Here is a 21,047-nt window from a genome sequence, read left to right as displayed (position 1 = left end):
CCAACTATAATTAAGTTGATAATACTTGTATTAATAAGTTGAAAATCTATAAATAATCTGAGTGAAATATTGCTTGAAAAAAATATACGCAGCAAACTGCCAAATCCAAAAGGCAGCTATTTTTAAACCACAACTTATTAATACAAGTTAATATCGGGTTGAGAGATGAGGAGGTGTTGTCTTATCTTTTTAACACGAAATGTTTGTGTTCAGTTTGGATTTAACCGGTTGGAAAGATTGATTCAGGGAGGATGTAAAGATGGATTTAAAGGCATTGACGCAGGCCTTAGGTAATCTCGACGGAGAATCAATGGAAAAAATGCTGAATGAATTTGTTACCTCAGAGCCCGGTGAAGCCGAGGTCAATAGTGTGGTTGGAGCGTGCCAGCAGGGTATGGCTATTGTTGGTGATTTATTTGGGAAAAACGAATATTTTGTTGGCGATCTGATCTATGCCGGCGAGCTGCTGAACAACGCACTGGGCATTTTAAAACCGGTGATTGGAGAGGCAAGCACGGAAAAAATCGGCAAAATGGTTTTAGGTACTGTTGAAGGTGACTTGCATGATATCGGCAAAAATATCTTCAGAGGCATGATGGAAGCAGCCGGTTTTGAAGTTTATGATTTGGGCATTGATATTCCCGCCGGCGTATTTGTAGAAAAAGTAAAAGAAATAAAGCCGCAGATCGTAGGGATGAGCGGTCTTTTGACCCTGACGCTCGGCGCCATGAAAGCTACGGTGGATGCCTTAACAGCCGCCGGCGTGCGTGACGGGATTAAAATCATTTTGGGAGGCAGCCCGGTAACGGAAGATGCCTGCAGGCATATTGGGGCGGATGCCTTCACGGTAAATGCCGCTGAAGGGGTAAAGATCTGCCAGGAATGGGTTAAATAACGATTCCGGTACATAAAGCGTGGAGGTGTTTGGTGTGAATAAATCACCTGAACAATTATATGAAGAGAGACTTAAAAGAGTAAATGATGCCATTCAGCTTAAAGTCCCTGACCGGGTGCCCCTTATTCCTATTTTTCAGGCTTTCCCATTTTACCATTATGGGGTAACCCTCGAAGAGGCCATGAACGATTATGCTAAAGCAGCTGAGGCCCATGACAAGCTTTATGCGGATTTTGACCCGGATTTGGCCTGGGACAACGTTTTGCTGTATCCGGCCAAAGTTATGGAATTGCTGGACCTTAAATGGTTCAGATGGCCTGGGCATGGGGTTAGAGCAAACAGCATGTATCAATTCCTCGAAGGGGAATACATGAAAGCCAACGAATATGAAGAGTTGATTTCCGATCCTACCAACTTTATTATGAGCAAGTGGATCCCCAGGTCTTTCGGTGCCCTCGAAGCATTCAGCAATTTGTCTTCCATGAGGGATTCCCTTTGGCTGGGCTGGTTCTCTTCCTTTTACCCTTTCTCCCTGCCGGAAGTGCAGAAATCCTTGAATACCCTGATGCAAGCCAGTGAAGAACTGGCACGCTGGTTTGGCTCGATCTTTGAGTATCGTCAGAAACTGAAGGAAAAAGGCTTTCCGGCCGCCTGGGGCGCTTTTGCCTTTGCCCCCTTTGATATGGTGGCGGATACCCTGCGCGGTACAGTCCCGGCTCTGATGGATATGCGCAAACATCCGGAGGAATTGTTGAGGGCCGTTGAGGCCATGGTCCCGATTGCTATCGAATCAGGCATTAATTCGGCCAAAACCATGGGCAACCCCTTTGTTTGGATCTGGCTGCATAAAGGGGTCGATGATTTCATGTCTGATGAGCAATATAAAACCTTTTACTGGCCTAGCCTGAGAAAATTGCTGATGGGGCTGATTGATGCCGGACTTACCCCAATGGTTTACGGTGAAGGCAGTATGAACACGCGCCTGGAGGTTTTAAGAGACGTACCTAAAGGCAAAGTCTTATACCACTTTGAACATGTGGATATGTTCAGAGCCAAAGAAATACTGGGCGATGTGGCCTGCATCTCCGGCAATGTGCCTAATTCGTTACTATACTTCGGGACTCCCCAGGAGGTCAAAGATTATTGTAAGAAACTGATTGATGTTTGCGGCAAAGACGGCGGCTTCATGATGGACAGTGGGGCGCTGATTGACGAAGCAAAACCTGAAAACGTCAAAGCAATGTTCGAATTTACCAAAGAATACGGAGTTTACAGATAGGCGTAAAAACAGCCTGAAACAAGCAAAACTGTCACAAACAGTATGGGGGGCCTTTGGCCCCTTATCTTTATTTCCCGTGCGCCTGGGTTATGCTGAGAACTTGACCATATAAATTGGGAAAGTTATAATAAAATACAAATATTAACAAGTTATTGAGCGGAAATTAATTGATTTAATCGATCGGCAGTGAGAAAGTGGGTGAGCGGAATGGATGACAAATTGATTAAGGCAATGGCAGAATTAGATGAGAAAGCCGTTTTGAAGCTGGTAAAAGAGGAGCTTAGCCAGGGCTTGGAGCCTTTATCTATTCTGAAGCAGATCCAGACCGGGATAGAAAAGGTAGGGGAGCTTTACGAAAAAGGCGAATATTTCATTGCCGATCTGATCATGTCCGGCATCATCTTCAACAATGTGCTGAAGATTGAAGAAATGAATCTCTATACCACTGAAAGCAAAAAATGCAAGATTGGCAAAGTTTTGTTGGGGACTGCCAAAAGCGATTTGCACGATATTGGCAAAAATGTTTTCGGCAGCATGATGAAAATGGCTGGATTTGAAGTTCTGGATTTAGGGGTTGATGTTGCCCCGGAAACCTTTGTCGCACGTATCAAGGAGTTTAGGCCCCAGATTGTGGGGATAAGCGGCGTCCTGATTGTTGCGCTGGAGGGCATGAAAGAGACAGTGGAATTAATAACTGCCGCCGGTTTAAGGGATTCGGTCAAGATTATTCTCGGGGGGACAATTGTCAAAAACGGCGTCGATTTTATCGGAGCCGATGCCTATACGGTCGACCCCTCAGAAGGGGTGAAACTATGTTTGGATTGGTTCGAAGCATAATAAATGCTCGTCCCGGCAAATGTGTTGTTTGAGGAGCTGGCAATGAAAGAACTTTTGTACATTCAATTAGTGGACCAACTAAGAAAAAAGATTCAGCTGGGCGTATTAAAACCTGGCGATATGCTCCCCTCTGAAAATGAGTTGTCCCAAGAGTACCAGATCAGCAGAGTGACGGTAAGAAAAAGCCTGTCCTTATTGGAACAGGAAGGCTATACTTATTCTGCGCCCGGAAAAGGATATTTTGTCCGCGAACCGGTAACAGACAAATATATTTTAAACTTTAATGAAATGAATAATGCCGGCGGATCTGCCGCCTCCAGCAAATTATTGGAAGTGAATGTCGTTCCTCCCAGCACCAAAATGATGTATGAGTTGCAGATTCCTGACGACCGCTATGTTATTGTCATCAAGAGACTTCTCTTGGCGGAGGGTGCCCCGATTGCGTACGATGTTAAGTATTTGCCTTACAACCGTGGCCTGCCTTTGGTCGAAAGGGAAATTAAGTATGCTACGTTCCCTGAGTTAGCCGGGAAAAAAACATCCTTGTTTTCGATTAAGAAGGATTTGAAAATCTGCGCTAAAAATGCTACCGGAGAAGTATGCACCCTGTTAAATGTTGAAGAAGGCCATCCCCTGCTGGTCATTAGTCAGAAGCTTTATACTGCTGAAAACAAGGTAATCGGCTGGGGAGAAATATATTATATCGCTGAATTTTGTGAACTGAATGCCATGTGGAGCTTTGGGCAAAGGCTGTATGATAACGGGTAATCTGCTTGCTCAAGCACGGGGAATGGTTTCGTTAATATGATATTATTCATTATTTTGCTGATCCAGTTGACTTTGTTTTAGATGTTTCCGAGGATAAAAAAATGAGTGTAAAGGCACCCTACGCTGAATGAAGCGTAGGGTGCCTGATTTGTTTTCGGCCTAGACGCTGAACTTGCTCACAGCAAGCTGAAGATCCTGGGCCATTTTCGCTAAGGCCTGGCTGGAAGAAGAGATCTGTTCCACGGAAGCGCTTTGTTCTTCGGTGGCCGCTGAAACGGTCTGGCTTTGGCTGAGATTTTGTTTGCTGATCGTGTCGATCTGGTTGATGGCATTAACGATCTGTTGACTTCCACCGGCCATTTCCTCGACACTGGCGGATACTTCCTGGATGCTGTTGACGGATTGGTTGATTGAGCCGGCAATTTGCTCAAAGGTCGCGCCGACAGAAGATACCATTTCGATGCCCTGCTGCACATCCTGGTTTCCAGTCTGCATGGCGGTTACGGCGTTATTGATATTGAGTTGATTTTCGTTGATTAACTCCGCAATTTGGTTGGCTGCCTTGGAGGATTGTTCGGCCAGTTTCCTCACTTCTTCAGCAACCACTGCAAAACCGCGGCCCTGCTCGCCGGCCCGGGCGGCCTCAATTGCAGCATTAAGGGCCAGTAAATTAGTCTGGGAGGCAATGTCGGAGATCACATCCGTTATCTCGCCAATCATTCTGGAGCCCTGGGCCAGTTTGTCAACGGCTCCTTGGGTGACGTCTGTAGCATGACCGATCCTATTCATTTGTTTGATAGCCTGGTCGATGACTTTTTGACCATCCTGGGCCGCCAGGGAAGTATTGCTGGCTTGTTCGGCCACCTCGCTGCTGGTGGCGGCTACTTGCTGAATCGCTGCAGATATCTGTTCAATGGCCATGGACGTATCATCAATGGCCATGGATTGTTTTTCCGTTCCGGCGGCTACATCAGCAATGGCTGTGGCGACCTGGCTTGTGGCAAGTGCCTGCTGCTCAGAGCTTGCCGAGAGCTCTTCTGAGGAAGAAGCCACTTGTTCCGCCGAGACACTGACATGTTTGATCAGGTCTTTAAGATTGGCAGCCATTTGGTTGACCGCTTGGGCCAGGATCCCCATTTCATCTTTCGTATCCAGCTTGACCGCTTCAACGGTAAGATTGCCCCGGGCAATCTCATTGACATTGGTCACGACTTTATTTAACGGTACTGAAATAAGTCTGCCTATGAACGTGCCCACGGCGATTGCCAACACCACTGCTGCGGCCAAGACGATGATGATGACCCGAGTAGAGCTTTTAAAATCTTCATTGGCCTGATCCATCATTTCTTTGGATGTCCGATCGTTGTAATCGGATATTTCCAGCAGGATGGAGTTAAGCTTCTCCATGTGGGGGGTAACTTCCCTTGTAAAATACCGGAACCCCTCCTCCTCATTCCCTGCTGAGGCAATGGCCAGGGCCTCTTCGCGCTCGGTCCGATATTGTTCCAACTCTGACTCAAAGGTTGGGAACATATCCTGTTCATAAGTATCTGGATTGGTCTGTTTATAATTGGTCCAGATTTCATTGAATTGAGTGATTAAAGCATCCATCTCGTTTTTCAGTTCAAGATATTCAGTTTGAGTGAGAGGGGCTGTCAGTAACCGGTAAGAGATGCCTTGAATGTTGCGGTTAGCTGCCCGGGCTTCTTTAAGCAAAGATATGGATCTAAGCTTGTCGGTGTACAAGGTATTGATAATATCATTGGACTTCAGATTATTGTAATAGCCTGTGTAACCCACAACGGAAAGAAAGACGGCCATTAACATCACAAGAGCGATTATTTTGGTTCCTACTCTGAGATTCTGTAAAGCTTTCATTATGTTTCTCCCTTCTGAAATTCAACTAAAGGTGATGCTGTGTTCAATACGGGGTGAGATGAGTCAAGATATCAAGCCTCAGGCACTTTGAGATATTCCACCGAGAATCTCCTCAGGCTTCAAAAGAATAAGCAACCGATCGTCCAGCATTCCAATGCCATGAATGAATTTTTCAAGGACCAGCGGTTCATCACCAGGGGCTAGTATATCTTCATCCTTGAACATTAAGACTTCGGAAACGCTATCGACGATAACCCCAACCGTACTTTCGAAAATATTAAGAATAATGATTCGGGAATGCTCGGTAGTGGGCTTCTCCTTAAAGCCAAATCTCTCTGCTAAGTTAATAATCGGTGTAACCATTCCTCTGAGATTGATAATTCCCTGGACAGACTCCTGAGCATTGGGAACATGGGTTATGGCTGTAATTTTGATGATTTCTTTTACCGATTGGATGTGGAAAGCGAACTCCTGATCATTGAGCTTAAATACGACGACCTGCATGTGTGGTATCCCTCCTTTGCTATTAAAATCATATTTTGAAGCGATTGGGCATTGCTTGCTTTTCTTTAAAAAGTCTCACGCAATGCTCAACAACTTCAGAATCATATTTTTCACCCTTATAATTGCAGATTTCCTCAAGGGCAGCCTCTATCCCGAGGGCCGGCCTGTAAGGGCGGTGTGAATTCATAGCGTCGACAACATCTGCCACGGCGATGATTTTACTTTCAAGGAAGATCTGTGAGGCGGTCAGGCCCTTGGGATAGCCTGAGCCATCCAACCGCTCGTGGTGCTGGCTGATGATTTTCGGGATCTGCCAAGGAAGCTGGAAATCTTTAATAATTTCATAACCAACTTCCACATGGGTTTGGAGCATCTGATACTCAAGTTGGGTCAGCTTTCCTGGTTTGTTCAAAATATCGGAGCTAATATATATTTTTCCCACATCATGAATCGCAGCAGCCATAGAAACATGATGGATCGCCTCCCCTGAAAGCTTCATCTCTGCGGCAATGGCACAGGCCAGTTTTTGCGTCCTTTTTTGGTGCCCTGAAGTATAGGGGTCCCGAAATTCGCTGATTTTGGAGATGAGGCTGATGGTTTGGGTCAGCATTTCTTCAAGGGTAAAGTTGCCGTTCTCAGATTGTTCCTGAAAAACCATAAGGCGCATCATTTTTTCCTTATGCACTAAATCAGTGGCTGAAACCATCCCGGATTTTAAAGAGCCATTTTTGGTTTTAACCCATAGGGGCTGGCGGGGCTGGCTGTCTTCTTCTGGCAATAATCCCAGCTCAATGGTTGTTTTGACCATGACTTCATCCTTGGCATAACCCAGCAGAGCCAGAAAGGCTTGATTGACATCGAAGATCCTTCCTGTATTGGGATCGGCAAATAACATGGGTTCCGATGATTTGTTGAAAGCAAAGTAATACATTTCGTACAGTTCCATCACCTTTCCGGAAAAAATGCACAGCTTTCGCTCAAGTTTCAAAATCAACAATAAACTTGCATATATTTGCATTAATAGACAATAAACGGTCTTTTTCGTAAAATAATACTATAGGAATCTGACAGAATTCTGACAACCCGCTTGCTATGGTCTTAGTAAAAGCGAAGCCATGAGTCATTAATTGCTCATGGCTATGCAAAACCAAAGGGTGATGCTACGATAACGTCAGACTGATTTGAGTGATGAATTCCAAAGTTAGATTAGGGGTTTGTTCAGTGAAGTTTCATCAGCAATTAACCTTGCTTTTTGCGATCTTTTCATTAGGGTTGGTTATCTGTGGGTATAGGGTGCAAGATGTGGGAATCGCCGGTGTATTTTCTTTGCCTATACAGGTAAGGGCTGTTTTGGCCGTAGAATCTGTGCTTGACATTGCCCAAAAGAATAAAATGCTGCCTGCGGTGTCTATTGCAGGCATGGGTATTTTTTTAGGTATATCCAGGTATCGTTTCTTGCCATGGCTGCCCCTGGCAAGAGCGGCAGCCATCGATGCGATTCAGGAAGGGATGATCATCGTCGACGAACAGGGCGGAGTCGTTGATCATAATGTTGCCGTAGACAGGTTTATCTACGACATTATCGGGGTGAAGCGCAATGTCATCGGCAAGAATATTGAGTCGGTGCTCTCTGCCTGGCCCCAATGGCAATCGGCCTGTAAGAATGGGCATGAAGATGAGTTTGAGATCGATGTTTCAGCTTGGGGAAAGGCCAGATTCTTCCGGGTAAAAGTGTATCCTCTTCAAGAATATAATTTCCGGAAAAGGGGAACGGTTTCGGTGCTTACGGATATTACGGAGGACAGAATCCGGGGACAGAAGACCTCGGATTCAGAATGCAGCGGAGAGCTGGTTCAAAAAGAGTTAACCCTGCTGAAACGGCAAATGGAGATGGTTTTCAGCACCATATCGGACCGGGCGTTGTTATCCATTGTGGATCGCAACGGTAATTACTTGTTTTATACCGAGGCCGTCAAAACCCAATTTGTCGAAGCTGCCGCCGATCTTACGATTGGCTCGGCCTTCCGCAAAGGATTGTATTTTTATGCCGGCGGAACAGAAATGGACTATTGTGATATCCCGGAGATCAAAGTGCTCAGTGGAGAAAAAGTATCTCAATATCACTTTATGATGAAGGGGATAACCGGTGAGACCCATTTGCTGTTTAACGGAACGCCTATTTATGATGAAGAAGGAAATGTGACCTATGCTGTATTCTTTACCCAGGACATAACGGATCAAATTCTTCACAAAAGACAGGCTCAGTTGACGCAGAAGCTGACTGAGCTCAATATGACAAAAGATCAGCTCATTCAGGCAATTACCCATGATATCCGCAACCCTATCGCAACCCTGGTCAGTCTGATGGAACTGCTGGAGGGAAAGGAACGTGACCCAGTCTATCATGACCCAGACTATCACAACCTTTTAACGACAGTGTCAGATCAGGTCAAATATACCTATGCTATGATGGAAAACGTCTTGAAGTGGTTTCAAAAACAGAAAGAGAAAGTAAGTCTAAACCCTTCCCAAATCAACTTGTATCTAAACACTCAAAAAACCCTCAGGATTTATGCCAGGCAAGCGGAAGGGAAAGGGATAGAGGTCAAAAACAGGATCACAGCCAATCTGCATGTCTATGCAGACAGGGAGTTAGTGGAATTTGTTCTGCGCAATCTCCTGGACAACGCCATAAAGTTTACGGCCAAAGGCGGAACAATCGCCATTCAGGCACACTCATCCTCCACCAACGTGATTGTTTCAGTCACGGATACCGGAATCGGGATGGACCCGGCGAGGTTAAGAACCCTGTTCGAGGATGCCACTCCAGGGACCCGGGGAACTGAAGGAGAAAAGGGCTTAGGGCTGGGGCTTAGGCTCTGTAAAGAATTCCTGCATAGTCACGGCGGGGAGATATGGGTGGAAAGTGAACTGGGAAAAGGAAGCACCTTCAGTTTTTCTCTCTCAACATCCGGTAAATCAATTTTTGCAGGGGGAGAAGCATGAAGGCAATTCTTATCGATGATGATCAGCCGACCTTATTTATTCTGAACAAAATGCTGGCCAAGATCCCCAGGGTGGAAATCGTCGGCGAATTCTTGAACGCCGGAGATGCGTATCATTTTCTTAAGCATAACCCTGTGGAGCTGGCCTTTGTGGACATTAAAATGCCAGGGGAAAGCGGGCTTGATTTTGCATGGAGAAGCTTGGCGGAATTCCCGGATCTCTATGTGGTTTTTTTAACCGCCTATAAAGATTATGCCGTGGAGGCCTTTGAAGTTCAGGCATTTGACTATATCGTCAAGCCGATCCAACAGGAAAGGCTGGAAAGGACGGTAAGCCGTGTCCTGCAACGCAAGGCTGCCGGGATTTCCTCACGGAACACGGTTGAACAGGCCAAGGTCTTATTCGTCTATTGTTTAGGCGGACTGGATCTTAGAAATACCAACGATGACTTTGTGATGATTAGCTCATCCAAAGGGCAGGAGTTATTTGCCTATCTATTAGTCCATCGGGAAAGACTGACTTCCAAATGGAGAATCATGGAGGATGTTTTTCAGGGCATGTCTCCCCAGAATGCGGAAACCTATCTGAATACAACCGTCTATAAATTACGAAAAGTATTAGAGCAATATGGAAAACGCTCGGCCATTGTGGTCGCCAGTGAGAGCTATGTCATGGAAATAAAGGATTTCTATATTGATTTCATCGAGTTTGAAAATAAAGTCCGTACCTTGCCGAGCATCACCGAGGCTAATCTCCAGGAAGCAATCCAGACGTTTCATTTATTTGCCGGGGAACTTTTTGGGGATAAGGATTACCAATGGTCCTTAGCTGAAAAGGAGAGATTAGGGGATATCTATTGCAGCTTTGCTAAAAAGCTGGGCCGGTACCTTTTGGAGAATCAGAATTCAGCCTTAGCGCTGCAGGTCTTTAAGAAACTTGTGGCCATAAATGAACTGGATGAAGAGTCCCATTGCTTTTTGCTGCAAGTTTATGCGGCGCAGAACGACCTGCCCTCCCTTATTCGGCATTATGATCGTTATGTCCAACTCCTGCAGCGGGAGCTGGCCATCTCACCAAGCAATCGGACGGCACAATTGTTTCTGAGTTTAAAGAAATCCCTTCTGTAATGTATTGCATACTTCGAGGGCTGTTGAAGTATTAAGCGGCTATAATGATTCTAATGAGCAAAGCATGAGAAGGAGATGGGAAAATGAGTGCTTCCAGATTTACGCTTTTGATAGTGGTGACGACATTTCTGATGGGGTCCTCTTTCGCAGTCGTCAAAATCGGTCTGATTTATTCATCCCCGTTGTTGTTGGCGGCACTGCGCTTCATCCTTGCCGGGGGCATCATGGGAATCATCGTAGGCGTATTAAAAAGAACCCATCCAACCACAAAAGGCCAATGGGTTAAACTATTGATCATTGGAGCTTTCCAGACTGCAGGAGTGATGGGGTGTATTTTCTTAAGTTTAAGGACAATTACAGCCAGTGAATCGGCCATTCTCACGTTTACGAATCCATTGCTGGTGGTTTTATTCAGCACTGTCTTTCTAAAAATGCGCTACCGGCTTTATCAATGGATAGGTGTCATTTTAGGTTTGGTTGGAGTGAGTATTACCATGGGGGCGCAAATTGAATTTAGGATAGGGGTATTCTTCGGTATTCTCTCAGCCGTTTTTTGGGCAATTGCTACATTATTAACGAAAAGGTGGGGCGGCTTAACGGATATATGGGTTTTATCGGCTTATCAAATGCTTTTCGGCGGACTGATCCTTTGGGTTGGCAGCTTTATACTGGAAACCCCATTCTTTATTGTAAACGGAACTGCATTGCTTATTCTGTTATGGCTAAGCCTCATATCTTCGATTGTTCAATTTGCCCTTTGGTATTACCTGTTGCAAAAGGGAGAACCGGGAAAAACCAGTGCTTTTTTGTTTTTAGCCCCGTTTTTTGGGGTGCTGACCGGTTGGCTGCTTTTAGGCGATCCATTATATCCTTCCCTGTTAGCCGGCGGGTTGCTGATCATTATAGGTATTTTCCTTGTCAATAAAGATTTCAATCGCAAAAGGGTCTCAGCAAATTGAACGAGGCAGCGAGGGAGTAATTACAGGGATATATTGAAGTATTGTTTAAAGCCTGCTTTTCCTTGATCGGTCACCTTGACAGCCCGGATGCCCGGCAGGGGTGTAATCCATCCCAAGTCAAAAAAATGTTGCATAAATTGATTTCCTAAAGCACCGGCAAGATGATAGCTGCGCTCACTCCAGTCCAAGCAGGCATGAGATAAGGAGCGTCGCTTTCTCTTTATGCTTTCCAGATCAAGTCCGAAATTAATTACAAACTGTACTCCTGCTTCGGTGAGGACGAATTCTTTGCCGTCCTTTTTCAAATAACCGGAATCCAGCATGGAATCAGTAATCCCTACACCTAGTTTCCCAGCCAAATGATCATAACAAGTTCGGGCCTTTTGCAGCATGACCATTTGAGCGGATTGTTTTAAAGACTTGACCTCAGGTTGGGGAGAAATAACCAGAAAGGATTCCAAAAGGCTGGCAACTTCGCCGTTTGCCAGCTGATAATAGCGATGACGGCCGTGTTTTTCAACGCTGACGAGCCCTCCTTCTGCCAGTTTGCCAAGATGGAAGCTGGCGGTTTGAGGGGTTATCCCTGCTCGATAAGCCAGATCACTGGCGGTATGCAGACGGCCATCCAGTAAGCTTGTCAGTATCGCTGCACGGGATGTTTCCCCAAAGAGAGCAGCTATTTCAGCAATGTTTGGGTTTGGGCTTATACTCATGTCAACCAAATCCTTTCTCCTCAATAGTTTTCTCTTAAATGTCTGAAGTCTTAGAGTGCTCAGCATGGAAGCTTAAACATTTTACTTGGCTGATTATTATGTTACCAGCAATTATGCTGGGTGCAATAGCTATGTTTATGCATGGCCTGGTGCTTAACCAGTTGGAATTGCTTGCAAGCCATTATCTGCGGCATATATATGCTACCAAAAGGGACAGCCTAATATTTACGGCACGAAATCCTCCTAAGCCTAATTGATGAAGCTCAAGGGAACTGTCCGAGAAGAATGTCAATCCTGTATCATGGTTACAGGTCAATTGAATAAGGTTGCTTCTGATGTACACACACCTGTCTGGAGGCCGGCATATTCTATAACGTAGTATGAAAAAGACATGCCGGATAAGGATGGGTCATAATATGAGTGATATACTATCTGCCCGGACGCCTGGGCAAATCGCGTCCGAGATTAACCTTATTAAGGAACAAAGCGGTCAAATGCTGCTGGTCAACGCCGTCGAGATTGGGCGGCGGCTGACGGAGGCCAAGGAACTGGTACCTCATGGGGAGTGGATCAACTGGCTTAAGGAGTCAGTCAGTTATTCCCGCAGCACGGCGGCCAGACTGATGAAAACCTACCGGGAATACGGTCACCAACTCGCCTCACCCGATGGGGAAGACAGTGCAAATGTTGCAGCGCTGCATCATTTGGGCTATATGCAGGGACTCATCCTCTTTGGCGTCCCGGATGAAGAGCGGGAGCAATTTATGGCAGACAACGAGGTGGAAACCATGTCTGTCCGCGAATTGGAGCAGACCGTCAAAGAAAGGAAGCAGACGCCAGAGGAAAATGACCAAAACAGCGAAGCCAGGCAACAAGAGTTGGCAAGGACCGCGGAACCAATTCCAGTCATAACGAGAGTCATCAAGCCGAAACCGGTGCGGCCTGCCGAAAGTGTTCATCCCGACAGCGAGAGGTATGATGCCCAATACGCTATGCACCGTGATAACATCCTCAACAATTACGGAGAGCTGCTGAAAACCCTCGTCGCCCTGGACAGAACAGACCCGGTGAAGAAGGAAAGAAATAGAAAAGAGGCCTTGAAGATCGCCACCAACATGGCAACGACGCTGAAAGAGTATCCGCCCAGGATTAAGACGAATTTGAAGATTCATGGGAACACGACGCCTCCTTAATGCAAAACAGTTCGAGTCCTATTATCTCCACAGTAAAGGAAAGACGGTATGAGACCTGAACATTTTGATGAAATGTACAGATTCATACCGTCTTTTTATGCTCAAACCGAGAACAGGATTAAAAATCCCCTAATGAGCTGCTAATCGCTTATTTAATTCTTCAGCTATTTCAAATTCGACTAAATCCATATTTGTTCTACCAATATAACCGGCCGGAATATCATTGGCTCTTATGAAATCGACGGTTTTATAATAGGTTTTGTGACTCATATAGCTTGAATAGAAGAGAACGAAATCCACCTCTCCATAACTTCTCAGTTCAATCTTGTCATTAAAGCCATCTGCCGTAAGGATGGTGGGGAATTTAGCCTCCAAACGTTTCCGCCAACTTGGGGTCCCGCCGATGATTAAGAGCTTCTTGTTGGCGATAAACCTCGATAGATCCAAGGAGGTATCTGTAGGTGAATAGTCGTTTTTAAGATCGATGAAAAACTCCCGAAGCTGAAAAAGTTCCTCTCTATTTTTCATTTCCGCATCCAGGTTTATTTTAAGTCTATCGATCTCCTTATTTAACTCATTGATTTGTGCTTCATAAAATCTGCTTTGCTCTGATAAGGCATTTTTCAGTTTAAGCTCATGCGTTTCAATCTCGCTTTTCAGTTTGTGCGCCTGGATTTCAACAGTGTCCTTTGCCAATGATGCAGTATCCAGCTTTTCCTTAAGAGCTTTTAATTCGGAATAGAGGGCATCTTCATCACTATAAGTAAGATAAAGCTCCCTCGCTCTTAAGTATTCATTAAGCAGCATTTTCATAATATATCCGGCACCGAAGGATTGCACAACTTGAGTTTCATCAAATTCCGCTTTTCCTGTAGTTTTTATAAAGGCCAGCATAACTTTATCCAAATCATCCTGGTTAACCTTGGGTGCAATGAAATCAAGATCTAATTTATCTATGATCAGGAGATTGCGCAAACAACTTACCATAGTTTTTAAATCTTTATGGTTACTATAAAGAATATCTGAAGAGTTTTTTATTGTTCCAAGTTCATCCTTGACGATCTGTTTTACCTGGGCTAATCTGGTTTCTCTTTTTAATTCATTTTGAATATCCGTATTGATAGGGTTAATGTTAATAAACAAACTCGCCGCATTAAAGGCATTTTCGACTACTTGCAGGTTGATTATATTTTCATTTAATTGTTTCATAGTGTAAAAAAATAAAACAATCAGGGTTTCTGTTACCTTGAGGTTTTTGCTGGTGTCTTCTATGGCTGATAATTTCTTTCTAAATCCATCGTAATTATTATTTTGAGCGTAAACATAGATATCTTTGTAATGCTTCTTGATCAGCCGTAAGATCTTCACTTTGATCAGCTCGGACTGTTCAGCGCTTAGCAAAATACCTAAAGTTTTTTTAGCATAAATTTCTTGTTCCAGGTCGCCGCTGCTCAGCAAAACATGATTATATCCTGAAAATTCTTTAGTGCTTTCAAAAAACATTAATTTGTTCTGATTATAGATTGCAGCTACATCTTTTCGCATTTCCTTATTTAAAGACAATCCGACAGAAACAATGGCCATGAAATATTCTTCAGCATCATTGAGGTTTATATCATAGTTCTCCGCAAAAAATTCCATGACTTGTTTCATTTTTATACTTGCCAATGAAATTCACCACCTAACAGTTTTAAAATTTAAAAAAAATAATGGCTCCGCCAATAGAAAGCGGAGCCATAACTGATTTCATACACAGTTGGCTTTAATCCACCTCCTTTTCAAACGTGAAGGCATACCCGTTTCCAAGTATACCCCGAGGGCCTGGGCCCTGTCCGGTGTCCATAGAATTGCTCTTTAGGTTCATTCCGGCTCGGAGATCTTTTTCAGTTTTTAATCTAAATTTACTGTCAAAACCAGCACAATTGACTGGTATCCGATTAGCTCGGGAACATGCAGCTTAATGGTGATGTTTGTTTTATTTGCTTGTGTTAGTGTTGGTGAGAGGATGAAGTTTGTGAACGTCGCTATTGAACTGACATAAACATGATTTACATTCTTCCAATGATATTATACTGCATAACGTTTATATTTATCAATGGTTTTGTTTGGTTTTGGGAGAAAACGGTTTATTTTTTCCTAATAACACCATGCATCGATGCAAGCTGACGAAGCAAATTTCATGCGTAATGGGTCGCAAAAGTGCAGGGAAGGAAATGGGTATGGGTAATGAGTGATAGGTAATATGTAATGGGTGGTAATGCGATCATGAAATATATCGCAAATTATGGACAATATAACCATTAAAGCGATAGCTAAATAGTTGGTCCTAATAATCCCAGCAGGGTTAGGAGAGTTAATATGGATTCGTGTTTTGAACCGGTGATTTGGCCGGAAGATAAATTGCCCAAAGAAGCCGTCGCTTATAGGGAATGTGAAGTCTGCACGGAAAAAGCGCGGATCATTTGGGGAGAGGGTAATCCCAAGGCGCCTGTTGTTATAATTTTAGATAATCCAGGCGCCCGTGAAGACAAAGATGGCCATGAATATGTCTGCGGCACAAGGCAAACGTTGCAGACAGCTTTGCATCAAGCTGATTTGACGCCGGATGACATTTATATAACGTATCTTTTAAAATGCCGGCCCCTTCGCCGATACAATAAAGAAGAAGCCAGGGCCTTCAGTAAATCATTTCTGATCCAACAAATTAAAACCATACAGCCGCAATTGCTGGTTTGTCTGGGAGATACCGTTGTTCAGGCGATGTTTGATGACCAGGAGGCCCACGTAAAGAATCTGCGAGGATCATGGCATGTTATACTGGGATACCCCTGCATCGTCTCCTACCATCCCTTGGCAGTAAGGAGACGGCCCAATCTGGCACGTCAGTTTAGAGAGGATTGGGATATGCTGAGGCAGCGCTTATCAGGTTGTTGAAGATGCGAGATTGATCATACCTTGCTATCCACTCTGCGATATCCGCTAAAACCTCTGCAGACACTTTTTGCGGGACTTTGTACTCTTTTTTGAAATCCTTGACCCTGCCGTAAACCGACTTCATAAACAGGTGGTTCAGTCCGGAGTAGAGCTTGAAAGAGACATTGGGCTTACCGATGCAGATTTGCTGATAGAGAGCGAAATCCTTTTCTGCGGTGACTTGAAAATCCTTGTCGCCCTGCAAAATCAGCACGGGCTTTTCCGTCCTGGCAAGGTAATCGGCAGCAGGATGGGCGTCCATCTCCTTGAAATACCATGCGTAGGTTTTGCCAAAAACCTTCACCTGCTTGGCTTCTTCTTCACTCATGCCGGCGATGGCGGTGAATTTGGCTTTGAGCTTTGCGATTTGCTTATTGGCGATCCAGTGCAGCAACTTTGGCAATTGGCCCAGCATATCCTCGTTTTGACTCAATAAAATGTCGCTAAAAAGGCGCGGTGAGCCTGCGCAGATGATCATACCCGCGAAATCGCCGCCCTCAGCGTCAATGCGCGGTGCGAGCATCCCGCCGAGGCTGTGACCCAAAATATACACCTGGCCGGGGTCAATTCTGTTGTCATTTTTAAGCACTTTGGCGGCGAGGATGGCGTCCTCGATGGTGTCGCTTTTCACAGTTACAGCGCTGGGGCCTGCTTTCAGCAGCTGTTTTCCGTAAACCTTTGTGCGCTTGTCATAGCGAAGTACGGCGATTCCTTTATTGGACAGCCCTTCGGCAATATCGCGGAACGGCTTATTGGCGCCGATGCTTTCATCCCTATCCGCAGGGCCGGAGCCGTGCACCAGAACCACAGCCGGAACTCTTGCCGAACAATGATCCGGCAAGGACAAAATTCCCTGCAAAGGGTATGGTGTTTCTCTGCCAATGATTACTTCTTCATCCATGTCCATAACCTCCATGTTACCTTCCTATAAATCTCTCCATTTTTTGGACGAGCCGCCGGTAGCCAGGGTCATCCTGCAGCGAAGCGAAGGCTGGATTCATCAGTACATCCCGCAGCATGCTTTCCTTGATCACCTGCTCACTACGGGGGGCGGCTGCACCGCAATCCTTCAGCCACGGGTCAATCAGATCAAAGAAGGCATCCCCATGGAGCTCGAAGGGAAAGAATGCTCCCACACAGGTATCCACATAGTTGCCAAGCAGTTCAATAGCTTTGGCGTGGGAATTGTTCGCACAATACATACGGGCGCCCAGTGCGTAAAGCAGGATGACATTGTTGGGGTTCAGCTGTTTCATATTAAAAATTTGTGCCAGATCTGAGGCCCTCAAAAAGGCTTCTTCCGCTTTTTCAAAATGGTCCGTAGCCATTTGCAGGACGTTCAGCAGCCCTTGAAAGGCCACCATTACATACTGATATAGCTCTGTCTGCAAGGTTTCTTTGGCTTTGCCGATGTTGCCCATAACCTGATAGGCCTGTGCGATTAACATACCCTCCGGCAGCATGGGACGGATTCCTTCCCCAAGTAAATCCAGAACCTGCTGTGGCCTTTGCAGAGCCAGACAGCAAAGGGCCTGATATGAAACCGCTTCTTTGGCCAGCTGAACATCGCCGCTTTCTGCCTGAATCCGCTCACATAGCGTCACGGTTTCGTTCAGGAGGACCTCTTGGCGCTCCTGTGTTCCCGCCAACATGAAGTGATTTGTGTACAGCTTGACCAGTTGCACAAGGAGCGGGAAACAGGAGTAATATTTTTTGATGAGGGCAGCACACTCCGCGATCACATCTTCAAAAGGCCGACTAGCAAAATCGGCGGCTAACCGGGTGTAGAGCTTGGCGATGTCCGAGCGCTCCATTTGCGGAGAATAGCTCATCAACTCGTCGATGCTGATGTTAAAATAGGCAGCAAGCAGTGGGAGGAATGTGATGTCGGGATAGCTTTGCCCCGTTTCCCACTTAGAAACAGATGCTTTGGAAACACCGATATAGGCTGCAAGTTCATCCTGGGTGATTCCTTTTTCCCTGCGTTTGGCCACAAGGACCGACGCCAGATTGATTTCTTTCATCAATGTCACCTCCACTTATAGTATAAGGTTTACAAAGTCAACCTTAAAGCAACTTGTAGTTGACTTTTCAGGGAAAAATCAACTACAGGGAAACAGTATACTATTTTAAAACACAGTTCTCCATGTAGGATGAACTGTGTTTTAAAATAGTATACTGGGATTCAAAAATACAATGTATCAAGGAAAATAGTTAGGTGCTCATGGATCATCACTGCTATGACTCGGGATAGACGGCACCTTTTTTACCATCCACCGTGATGGTTTGTCCATCCCTGAAGATTTTGGTGGCGTTCTTCACCCCCAGCACCGCAGGTATGCCGTACTCCCTGGCGACGATTGCCCCATGGCTCAGGAGCCCGCCATGTTCAGTGACTACCGCGCTGGCGATAGAGAACAAGGGAGTCCAGGCCGGATCGGTATTTTCCGCAACCAGGATATCTCCGGCCTGAAATCGTGAGAAATCGGCGGGAGAACAAATGATTTTGACCTGGCCGCGCACCTGCCCCGGACTCCCGGCCACACCTTGAAGAGCTGAGCCCTGCCCGCTGTTTGCTGAGGGGACAGAAGATGCTTGCCTGGCTGTTGCTGCATCCCCGCTTAATTTAGGCCAGCCCTTAAATAAGGATGGCAGATCATCAAGGGCAACCCGGGGGGCCGATTTCCTTCTGTTGATCTTCTCATAGCCCTGGCTCCAGGCCAGCTGGTGGGACAGCAATCCTTCGATCTCTGCCAATGTTAAATAATAGATATCCCGCGGGTCAAGCAAATATCCTTGTGCTGTAAGCCTTTCCCCAAGGGTGACCACAGCTTTTTTGATTAAGGAGAAGGGCATGGTGACGTAAAAATGGCGGTTGTCTCGCAGAAGCATATAGGACTGGGTGGATTTAAGCAGTTTAGCGAAGATCTCCCTCTGTACAAAGTTCAGTTTGCTGCGAACCAAGACTTCAGTTTCTTCCCGTTCTTGTTGCTTTTGCTGCTCCCTTTCTTCCGGATTAATCCGTTTGTCGGCGGTAAGGCTGCCTTTCACCATGGCTAATACGATCCCCGGGTTCTCTCACCAGAAGTCTTCGGCGATATCCATGTTGACATTGAGATGCCCATAGTCCCCCAGAAAATCAGTCAATTGGGCTTGAAAAGCTTTCCCCTCTGCAGAATCAGCCAACCTGCTTAAAAATTCGGGAATAGTGCTCTGTGCCAATAATTCCCGCAAATAGGGCGATGAGGCAATGGTCTCAGTCAACTCCCATAGTTTGTTGTTGGTCCGGACGGTCAGATTATCGGGCAGGCCTGAGACCAGCTTGGAGCTTAAGGTCAAATCCTTGTCTCCCAGCCACTTTTTCATGAAACCGGTCAGCATGTTGTAGAGAGCCTCGGTCACCGATAAGCTGGGCAGCTGAAGCTGAAAGAACTGTTTGGCCAGCTCCAGGTTGTTGTTAATATAATCCAGAAGTTCCGGCGTAGTCAGACCAGTGACATCGGTCTTTTTATACTTGTCTATCTTATCCAGATAACCGGGCAGCATGGCATAAAAGTCTTTGGCCAAAGATTTGATAAGTTTGTTCCCGGCTTTTATGGACCCGATGGTGAGGGTAAGCTCCTGGAACCAGGCCCGCTTGGGTGCGAACTGCTGCCAATCCGGGACAGCAGCATAGGGCTCAAGCATTTTCAGCGGTTGAAGGGACTTGAGGCTGGTAAAGTTGAGATATAAGTAACCATAAATATTGGCAGCAAATAGGGGGGAGGGAAGCTCCTTCTTGCTGATTGAGCGGTAAGCATACAGCCCGCCTTCGGTGTCGCAAGGTTCGAGAATGGACCAGCCCAGAACCGAAGAGGGTTTATTGTAGCGCTCCTTGACTCCGCCGAGATTTGTCCACTCAAGCTCCGGATCAAAGTTGAAGAATTCACTCTCACCTATAGACTCATCAACTTGAACTGGGGCTTTATCCAGGGTAGTGATCGGGCGCGCTTGCAGAATGTAATAGCGGTTGCCTGTTTTTGCCCATTCAATATCCTGAGGGAGCTGGTAATGTTCCTCTATGCGTTTAATCAGCTCCGTAAGCTCCAGAATATCCTTTTGGCTCAAAGAACTCCTTTGCCGCTGAGCCTCGGCAACCTCAGCAAAAAGTGTACCCGATCCGTGCAAAGGGCGCACTGCCATTTTCTCTTTGTCGGCGATGACGTAACGGATGAGCGGGTCATTTTGTTTATTAATCACATAGTGGTCCGGGGTTACCTTGCCCGAAACGATACCTTCCCCAAGCCCCCAGACCGATTCGATGACCATCTCATTTTCCTTGGCATTCATGGGATTGACACTAAAGGCCACTCCGGAAACTTCCGAGTCCACCATCTGCTGTACAACGACAGCCAAATAAACCTGACGATGGTCAAAGCCGTTATTGATGCGGTAATGAATGGCCCTCTCCGTCCAAAGGGAAGCCCAGCACTGCTTAATATGATTGAGCAGCTCAGACCGGGGGATATTGAGATAGGATTCCTGCTGCCCGGCAAAGGAGGCCTCAGGCAGGTCTTCCGCTGTGGCCGAGGAACGGACCGCAGCCAGAGAGCCGTGACCGATTATTTGGGTAAAGGCCTGAACAATCTCCTGCTCCAATTCTTCCGGGAGGGGAGTTTCCAGAATGCGTTGGGAAATCTCCTGGGCAAGGAGAGCAATATCCTCATTCTTCATAGTCGAGGGCTCGGCAAACTGAGCCAAGAGCTCAGCTAAGCCCGCCCGGCTCACAAATTGGCGGTAAGCCCCGGCGGTGATGCAATAGCCCGGTGGAACGGGCAGTCCGGCCCGAGTCATTTCACCTAAGCTAGCCCCCTTGCCGCCGACTTCCTGAATGCTGTTGATATCGATTTGCCCGAATTCTTTAATAAACATCATG

The 21,047-nt window shown here is 46.0% G+C and carries 18 protein-coding genes and 1 riboswitch; of the genes, 9 read left to right on the top strand and 9 right to left on the bottom strand.

The genetic code is table 11. From position 1 onward, the window contains the following. Window positions 1-259: 259 nt before the first annotated feature. From DESLBE_RS08835 to DESLBE_RS08820, 4 genes are all read left to right on the top strand, one after another. The gene (locus DESLBE_RS08835) at window positions 260-895 is read left to right on the top strand and encodes a cobalamin-dependent protein (protein WP_005809616.1); all 636 of its coding nucleotides are present in this window, start codon (window positions 260-262) and stop codon (window positions 893-895) included. Window positions 896-929: 34 nt separating this feature from the next. Continuing rightward, a complete protein-coding gene (locus DESLBE_RS08830) occupies window positions 930-2,174 on the top strand; it encodes a uroporphyrinogen decarboxylase family protein (protein WP_011461347.1) in 1,245 nt (414 codons plus the stop codon). 207 nt (window positions 2,175-2,381) lie between these two features. Beyond that, the gene (locus DESLBE_RS08825; RefSeq protein WP_005809612.1) at window positions 2,382-3,011 is read left to right on the top strand and encodes a cobalamin-dependent protein; all 630 of its coding nucleotides are present in this window, start codon (window positions 2,382-2,384) and stop codon (window positions 3,009-3,011) included. Window positions 3,012-3,053: 42 nt separating this feature from the next. Continuing rightward, window positions 3,054-3,779: a GntR family transcriptional regulator gene (locus tag DESLBE_RS08820; protein ID WP_035213694.1), complete on the top strand. Its 726-nt coding sequence runs from the start codon at window positions 3,054-3,056 to the stop codon at window positions 3,777-3,779. Window positions 3,780-3,938: 159 nt separating this feature from the next. On the opposite strand, the gene DESLBE_RS08815 is transcribed toward DESLBE_RS08820, so the two are convergent. The 3 genes from DESLBE_RS08815 to DESLBE_RS08805 all read right to left on the bottom strand — a co-directional run bounded on the left by DESLBE_RS08815 (window position 3,939) and on the right by DESLBE_RS08805 (window position 7,179). Continuing rightward, window positions 3,939-5,657: a HAMP domain-containing methyl-accepting chemotaxis protein gene (locus DESLBE_RS08815; protein WP_005809608.1), complete on the bottom strand. Its 1,719-nt coding sequence runs from the start codon at window positions 5,655-5,657 to the stop codon at window positions 3,939-3,941. A gap of 78 nt (window positions 5,658-5,735) precedes the next feature. Beyond that, window positions 5,736-6,161, bottom strand: a complete 426-nt coding sequence (locus tag DESLBE_RS08810; RefSeq protein WP_005809606.1) for a chemotaxis protein CheW — start codon at window positions 6,159-6,161, stop codon at window positions 5,736-5,738. A gap of 28 nt (window positions 6,162-6,189) precedes the next feature. Further along, window positions 6,190-7,179, bottom strand: a complete 990-nt coding sequence (locus DESLBE_RS08805) for an HD domain-containing phosphohydrolase (protein WP_005809605.1) — start codon at window positions 7,177-7,179, stop codon at window positions 6,190-6,192. 203 nt (window positions 7,180-7,382) lie between these two features. Here DESLBE_RS08805 and DESLBE_RS08800 point away from each other — a divergent pair, with 203 nt between their 5' ends. From DESLBE_RS08800 to DESLBE_RS08790, 3 genes are all read left to right on the top strand, one after another. Beyond that, the gene (locus tag DESLBE_RS08800; RefSeq protein WP_015943545.1) at window positions 7,383-9,167 is read left to right on the top strand and encodes an ATP-binding protein; all 1,785 of its coding nucleotides are present in this window, start codon (window positions 7,383-7,385) and stop codon (window positions 9,165-9,167) included. Continuing rightward, a complete protein-coding gene (locus DESLBE_RS08795) occupies window positions 9,164-10,294 on the top strand; it encodes a response regulator (RefSeq protein ID WP_005809602.1) in 1,131 nt (376 codons plus the stop codon). Before DESLBE_RS08800 ends, DESLBE_RS08795 begins: the two co-directional genes overlap by 4 nt. An 83-nt stretch (window positions 10,295-10,377) precedes the next feature. After that, window positions 10,378-11,253, top strand: a complete 876-nt coding sequence (locus DESLBE_RS08790; protein ID WP_005809600.1) for a DMT family transporter — start codon at window positions 10,378-10,380, stop codon at window positions 11,251-11,253. Window positions 11,254-11,273: 20 nt separating this feature from the next. Here DESLBE_RS08790 and DESLBE_RS08785 read toward each other — a convergent pair whose 3' ends face one another. After that, entirely contained in the window at window positions 11,274-11,966 is a 693-nt protein-coding gene (locus DESLBE_RS08785; RefSeq protein WP_011461343.1) for a winged helix-turn-helix domain-containing protein, read from the bottom strand. A gap of 416 nt (window positions 11,967-12,382) precedes the next feature. Here DESLBE_RS08785 and DESLBE_RS08780 point away from each other — a divergent pair, with 416 nt between their 5' ends. Next, entirely contained in the window at window positions 12,383-13,159 is a 777-nt protein-coding gene (locus DESLBE_RS08780) for a DUF3102 domain-containing protein (protein ID WP_041272587.1), read from the top strand. A 129-nt stretch (window positions 13,160-13,288) separates the two neighbouring features. Here DESLBE_RS08780 and DESLBE_RS08775 read toward each other — a convergent pair whose 3' ends face one another. After that, on the bottom strand, window positions 13,289-14,827 hold the full coding sequence (locus DESLBE_RS08775; RefSeq protein WP_144676320.1) for a keratin: 1,539 nt from the start codon (window positions 14,825-14,827) through the stop codon (window positions 13,289-13,291). 87 nt (window positions 14,828-14,914) lie between these two features. Next, window positions 14,915-15,047, bottom strand: a riboswitch (molybdenum cofactor riboswitch). Window positions 15,048-15,517: 470 nt separating this feature from the next. Between DESLBE_RS08775 and DESLBE_RS08770 the strand changes: the two genes are divergently transcribed. Next, the gene (locus tag DESLBE_RS08770) at window positions 15,518-16,093 is read left to right on the top strand and encodes a uracil-DNA glycosylase (protein ID WP_011461340.1); all 576 of its coding nucleotides are present in this window, start codon (window positions 15,518-15,520) and stop codon (window positions 16,091-16,093) included. Here the strand turns inward: DESLBE_RS08770 and DESLBE_RS08765 are convergent. From DESLBE_RS08765 to DESLBE_RS08755, 4 genes are all read right to left on the bottom strand, one after another. Next, complete coding sequence (locus DESLBE_RS08765; protein ID WP_050810362.1) at window positions 16,047-17,033, bottom strand: alpha/beta fold hydrolase; 987 nt, start codon at window positions 17,031-17,033, stop codon at window positions 16,047-16,049. The two genes, DESLBE_RS08770 and DESLBE_RS08765, sit on opposite strands and share 47 nt — an antisense overlap. 16 nt (window positions 17,034-17,049) lie before the next feature. Continuing rightward, complete coding sequence (locus tag DESLBE_RS08760; RefSeq protein ID WP_005809588.1) at window positions 17,050-18,156, bottom strand: helix-turn-helix transcriptional regulator; 1,107 nt, start codon at window positions 18,154-18,156, stop codon at window positions 17,050-17,052. A gap of 214 nt (window positions 18,157-18,370) precedes the next feature. Continuing rightward, entirely contained in the window at window positions 18,371-19,186 is an 816-nt protein-coding gene (locus DESLBE_RS27255; RefSeq protein WP_282433448.1) for a PEP-utilizing enzyme, read from the bottom strand. Window positions 19,187-19,210: 24 nt separating this feature from the next. Continuing rightward, on the bottom strand, window positions 19,211-21,043 hold the full coding sequence (locus DESLBE_RS08755; RefSeq protein ID WP_282433447.1) for a PEP/pyruvate-binding domain-containing protein: 1,833 nt from the start codon (window positions 21,041-21,043) through the stop codon (window positions 19,211-19,213). Between the last annotated feature and the right edge of the window lie 4 nt (window positions 21,044-21,047).

Origin of the sequence: Desulfitobacterium sp. LBE, from assembly GCF_007830365.1 — a bacterium.
Lineage (GTDB): Bacteria > Bacillota > Desulfitobacteriia > Desulfitobacteriales > Desulfitobacteriaceae > Desulfitobacterium > Desulfitobacterium hafniense.
Note: the sequence above shows the minus strand (reverse complement) of the source record. Positions and strands in the feature narration are given on the sequence as shown.